The following is a 514-nucleotide window of genomic DNA, read 5'->3' on the forward strand; positions in this document are numbered from 1 at the left end:
GTTCCACTTCCCACACCGGTACGGCCGGGTTGTACTCCGGTACGCCCTACGGGGACCAGTACAGCGGCACGTATGCTCCGGCTGGCGGGACAGTCCCGCCCCCGCCGGTCCAGCTCCCCGGGCCAGCAACCACAACGGCCGGCTACGACGGCGGAGCGCCCGGCAGCAGCTACCCGGAGACTGCAGGTACGGCCAGCGGGCTCGACAGCCCGCAACTGGTGGAGGAACCGTGGTCCGGCAACCAGCTGTCCGATGACCCCCTGCGCGACCGCGCCCTCGCGGACGATCCGATGGCCAACGACCCCCTCACCCAGGACCGCACGCGGGGCGGCCAGGCCGGAGGGCTCTGATGAGCAGCCAGATTCCTGAGCCGCCGCCGAGCGCGGCGCACGTGAAGGCCGATACCGCGTCGCTGGGCGAGCTGCTCGGGGACGTCACCCGCGACCTGTCAACGCTGATGCGCCAGGAAGTGGATCTGGCCAAGGCCGAAGCCAAACAGTCAGCCACCCGCGCA

The 514-nt window shown here is 71.0% G+C and carries 1 protein-coding gene and 1 pseudogene; both read left to right on the top strand.

The features are described from left to right. Window positions 1–350 (top strand): annotated as a pseudogene (locus AC3IMC_RS20435) (hypothetical protein); the annotation flags it as partial. Beyond that, a partial coding sequence (locus tag AC3IMC_RS20440; RefSeq protein WP_490920726.1) for a phage holin family protein occupies window positions 350–514 on the top strand: 165 nt, incomplete at its 3' end. The pseudogene AC3IMC_RS20435 and the gene AC3IMC_RS20440, both read left to right, overlap by 1 nt.

This window comes from Arthrobacter sp. E70 (genome assembly GCF_058266945.1).